We start from the raw sequence: 4490 nt of genomic DNA on the forward strand, positions 1-4490 counted from the left end.
GTTGCAACCATGGCCATCTTGACGTTCATAGGCGCTGTGATTGTTGGGTTGCTTCTACCAAACCAGGACAACTTTACGCCCCAGCGTGGTCTTTTTTTCCACCATAATCGAGCGTTGGTTAAACATATCAAAAACAAGACGTTGTGGTTTACCATGCTCATTGGTGGCATTAATTTCGCGCTTTTTGTGAATCTGTATTCCGTCATGGGCTTTCGCTTAGTCAGTGCCCCACATTACCTACCGATTGGCGCTGCCTCTTTGATTTTTCTGTGTTACTTGGCCGGAACTCTTAGCTCGAAATTAACCGGGAAATGGGCTCAACATAAACAGCCTATTTCTGGGATGGTAACAGGAAGCATCATCAGCATGTTGGGGATGTGGGTGGCACTGGTTGATCGCTTATCCATGATGGTCATTGGGTTATTACTGGTGAGTTTTGGTGCTTTTTTTACCCATACCTTAGCGTATTCATGGATTAGCCAAAAGGCCGTACACGCGAAAGCAACGGCAACCGCACTGTACCTTGTTCACTACTATGTGGGTGGAAGTCTAGGGGGTTTCTTTCTAATCTATTGCTGGCAACACGGGGGATGGTTGAGTGTCACCATGGGTGGCATGGTTCTCTATATTGGTTTGTTTGCTCTTTGCTATGCACTCTATCGACAAACGGTACCGTCTCGGACGTTAGCTGACCCTCACCCAACTCACAGATAAACGCTACTTAATCTGCCAGTCGAACAGCCGTTAAATGAGTAATGGAAGAAGCGATTTTGAGAAATAAAACAATCACCAATTTTACTCATTCAAAGCGTCATTTCTGGTATTCTACTCGTTCTATTATCTGGAGAGGCACTGTGCTGACTCCCGCAGAAACGGTTTAAGTAAAGATAACCCTATGGACAACTATCAACTCGCAGAAAAACAGACTCAGCAATGGTTAGAAGACGTCATCGTTGGTCTTAACCTGTGTCCTTTCGCACACAAGCCGAACAAGAATAAGCAGATTAAAATTGCAGTCACCGACGCCACGACGGAAGAAGCACTGCTAGAATGTATCTTGGAAGAATTTCAGATTCTCGACAGTAAAGATGCCAAAGAGCTTGAAACAACCTTGGTTGTAATTCCAGATATGCTTCAGGATTTCATGGATTACAACTTTTTTCTCGACTGGGTTGATGGGCTAATCAAACAGCAAGACTATGAAGGCATTTACCAAGTCGCGACATTTCATCCAGACTATTACTTTCACGGGACCCAACCCGACGATACCGAGAATCTGACTAATCGCTCTCCTTACCCAACCATTCATTTAATCCGTGAAGAGTCGATGGAAAAGGTGCTCAAACACTATCCAGATCCTGAAGCCATACCCGATAACAATATTGCTCGTGTTGAGTCTTTATCGCAGGAAGAAAAACAGCAACTGTTCCCGTACCTTTTTCGCTAATCGATTTAAAGAATCACAATGCATAAACGTTCACGCTTGAATGATGCTATAAGCGAAAAAAAGAAGATAAGAAGATAAGAAGAGAGAAAAAGCCAAAAGACTTGAAAGTTCAACGAGCATGAGTGCTTGCAACTTCATCGATTGATGGAGCCTAAAGGATCTTTGTTCGTTGCCGTAAGCCAGATATAAAAAGACCACGCTAGGCGTGGTCTCAATCGATCAGCTATTTGTCAACTTTGATATTCTCTACGCGGGCTTTTAGTTTTTGTCCCGGGCGGAATGTAACAACACGTCGAGCAGAGATAGGAATGTCTTCGCCAGTTTTAGGGTTTCGACCTGGGCGTTCGCTTTTCTCTCGAAGGTCAAAGTTACCAAAACCAGACAGCTTTACCTGCTCGCCACTTTCAAGTGATTTTCGAATTTCTTCGAAAAATACTTCAACCGTTTCCTTGGCATCCCGTTTACTGTATCCAAGTTTTTCAAACAGGTTCTCAGCCAGATCGGCCTTTGTGAGCGCCATAAAACTCCCCTTAAAGCTATGTTTAACATTACTGCCAGATGGCAGCGCCAAAGCATTTTGCCTAGCCAATCAACAACATATCGGCTTTACCTTGGAAAGTGTATGCCAAGCTTCTGATTTTCGCCAACTTTTTTCTAAGTGTATGGAACTATCAATAAATATAAATAGAATCAATAAACACACAAATAAAAATAAAAACCCAATAAAATAAAATAGAAACAAACTTTAAAGCACAAACAACCAACATATAGATAACCAACAACATTAATGACCATTATATTTGGGTGGATTTTTTTTGAAGTTTGTTCAGAGAATTCTCAAATTAAGGACAAAACCACCCAAACACTAGGGCGCTTATTTCATTACTAACCCTTTAATAATCAACAAGTTTCAGATTGTAAAAAGCCCCCCAATGCTACACAAACTTATCTTACCTTCTGCAACGCTTTAACCAGAGTTGTCGAGAGTTTTGTGTCTTTAGAAATTCGCCTTCTACTGAGCCACGCCCCCTGCTTAACGGGCTTAACTGCTTGAGTTGAACCGTTCAGCCTCCTTCTCTAGACCCCACTCAAATGAAGTAGGACGATTTCTTTAGATTGAAGAATCAGTGCGATGACATAAACTGACTTTTTGCCGATGAACATAACTTACCGCATTGAGTAATTTGGCTTTCTAAGAAGTAAATGTTACGGCTGCTTTTGACCCATTGAGCACGGATCTCTAACTCTTGACCGATCAAAATTGGATGGTGGAAACGAGACGTTATGCTGACCGTCATGGCCGTGATATTATTTTGGAACAAACAATGCAGCATGGTTGCATCGTGTAACGCGGTAACAATGCCGCCCTGCATAATGCCATCATAGCCCTCAGCTTTATCTGTTGGTACAATCTTAGCTAAGGCTTCATGCTTAACTAAGGTCTCGTGCTCGCTAACAGCTTCAAAACAAATCGGGCTGTCTGAAAAGAAGCCTTGGCTGCATACTTTGCAGCGCCTATGGTTGTGAGGAATGAAAACTTTCATACTTACCCTTATCCCTTTTACCCTTAGATTCCTAGAGATTGATATGGCTCGACCCAAAAAACACCGACAGTTGTGTACCCGTGCTGCTTACTCTTGTTTCAAGCCTAATGGCGTTCCTATGGACGAGCTTCATCAAGAAGAGCTGCTATTAGAAGAGTTGGAAGCTCTGCGCTTGGCTGATCAAGAAGGCCTAAGCCAGCTTGAAGCCGCCGAGCAGATGCAGGTGTCTCGCCAAACGTTCGGTAACATCATTAAACGTGCACGAGCCAAGGTTGCTAAATGCATCGTCAACGGCCACGCGTTAGTCATTCAAAACTCTTAACTGACACCCTAGCCTTAACTATAGAGATCACTCTCACTGCTAGATACCGAGCTAGCCACTGAGCGATTGAACTGTCTGATTTAGCTATTTAGCTATTTATCTATTTATCTATTTATCTATTTAGTTATTTATTTAGCTATTTACTTAGCTATTCACTTCGCTATATGGCGGCTTGTTTGAGATCTCTAGCTTGAGGGTTCTGAGATCTGATACAGCTTACGGCTATGTTCCTCACACACATCTTTGCAATTGCATTCACGCTCAATATCTATCTGCGCTAGCCCGCCGCAGCTGCCTATGATTGGCTGGCGTGAAAAAATCACACCGATCGCCATCAACGCAACGATTCCAACAAAGCCCAATAATGTTAGTAGGAATGTCATTTACGGAACCCTCGAATAGCCCCTAACTTATTGGGCTGTGACATGAAAATCGCGCCGTCTCTCCTACGCTCTTTCTTACCGCACCCATGATTGCGAGGCTCTCGACCGTAATCCAAATCGGTCACTTCTTGTAGGTGATCAAAATCTAATGCTCCAATTTCAACCTTTCCTATCGAGGCTAACACTTTAATATCGTTTTTAAACAAGTGCGCCAGCATCCTTTTTCCTATGTGGCGGACGACAACGGCTTGCACGCCGTAAGAGTGGATCACTGAAATCCATTGCTTCTTTTTATTACAAGACGAGTCGGATTCAACCAAAGGAACAACCTGCTTTATTTGTCGTTGGTCATCCACAATCGCTATTTGTGGTGAACGAGCAAAATGGTTGCCGACATGAAGATTAAGACAAGGTACTGCGTATAACATGGTAACTCCGTGTTATTGGTGATCAGGCATTCAGTATATTCCTTATTATTGGCATATGCCAATAACTATAGTGTGAAAAATTAGATTTACAGATTAGAGAAATAGCACTTTCAGCAAAAACTATAGAGTGGAGGGAGCGACAAGGTATCTTGGAAAGCAATGAAAAACATCTACAGCACAATGCGTAAAACTAAGGCGAAAGTTAAGACCGTTTCCGCATCGGCAACATCTGCGCCTTCACCTATAACCGTTCGTTCGCCCATCTCACTCCAATCGCCAATAGCGTTTGGCTAATCAGTATTTGCTGGATCAGCAATGTTGAACCCGACTTGCTCATTACCATCGTCAAATCACTTTCATACTGAC

The 4490-nt window shown here is 42.9% G+C and carries 7 protein-coding genes; 3 read left to right on the plus strand and 4 right to left on the minus strand.

Going from position 1 to position 4490, the window contains the following annotated elements; all coding sequences use genetic code 11:
* Positions 1-714, plus strand: a 714-nt coding sequence (locus ACP45E_RS18340; RefSeq protein WP_141707414.1) for an MFS transporter, incomplete at its 5' end; no start/stop codon positions are given.
* Between the two features lie 181 nt (positions 715-895).
* Positions 896-1447, plus strand: coding sequence for a DUF1415 domain-containing protein (locus ACP45E_RS18345; RefSeq protein ID WP_017034110.1), 552 nt, complete (start codon positions 896-898; stop codon positions 1445-1447).
* A 223-nt stretch (positions 1448-1670) separates the two neighbouring features.
* Here ACP45E_RS18345 and ihfA read toward each other — a convergent pair whose 3' ends face one another.
* A complete protein-coding gene (ihfA, locus tag ACP45E_RS18350; protein WP_017034111.1) occupies positions 1671-1967 on the minus strand; it encodes an integration host factor subunit alpha in 297 nt (98 codons plus the stop codon).
* Positions 1968-2571: 604 nt separating this feature from the next.
* Positions 2572-2991, minus strand: a complete 420-nt coding sequence (locus ACP45E_RS18355) for a PaaI family thioesterase (RefSeq protein ID WP_017038422.1) — start codon at positions 2989-2991, stop codon at positions 2572-2574.
* A 43-nt stretch (positions 2992-3034) separates the two neighbouring features.
* Between ACP45E_RS18355 and ACP45E_RS18360 the strand changes: the two genes are divergently transcribed.
* A complete protein-coding gene (locus tag ACP45E_RS18360) occupies positions 3035-3313 on the plus strand; it encodes a DUF134 domain-containing protein (RefSeq protein ID WP_010441291.1) in 279 nt (92 codons plus the stop codon).
* Positions 3314-3498: 185 nt separating this feature from the next.
* Here the strand turns inward: ACP45E_RS18360 and nqrM are convergent, their stop codons facing one another.
* Both nqrM and ACP45E_RS18370 read right to left on the minus strand, forming a co-directional pair.
* Complete coding sequence (nqrM, locus tag ACP45E_RS18365) at positions 3499-3696, minus strand: (Na+)-NQR maturation NqrM (protein ID WP_017038424.1); 198 nt, start codon at positions 3694-3696, stop codon at positions 3499-3501.
* Positions 3693-4124, minus strand: a complete 432-nt coding sequence (locus ACP45E_RS18370) for a NifB/NifX family molybdenum-iron cluster-binding protein (RefSeq protein WP_017038425.1) — start codon at positions 4122-4124, stop codon at positions 3693-3695. Before ACP45E_RS18370 ends, nqrM begins: the two co-directional genes overlap by 4 nt.
* Positions 4125-4490 lie beyond the last annotated feature (366 nt).

Origin of the sequence: Vibrio genomosp. F10 str. 9ZD137 (assembly GCF_049974785.1) — a bacterium.
Lineage (GTDB): Bacteria > Pseudomonadota > Gammaproteobacteria > Enterobacterales > Vibrionaceae > Vibrio.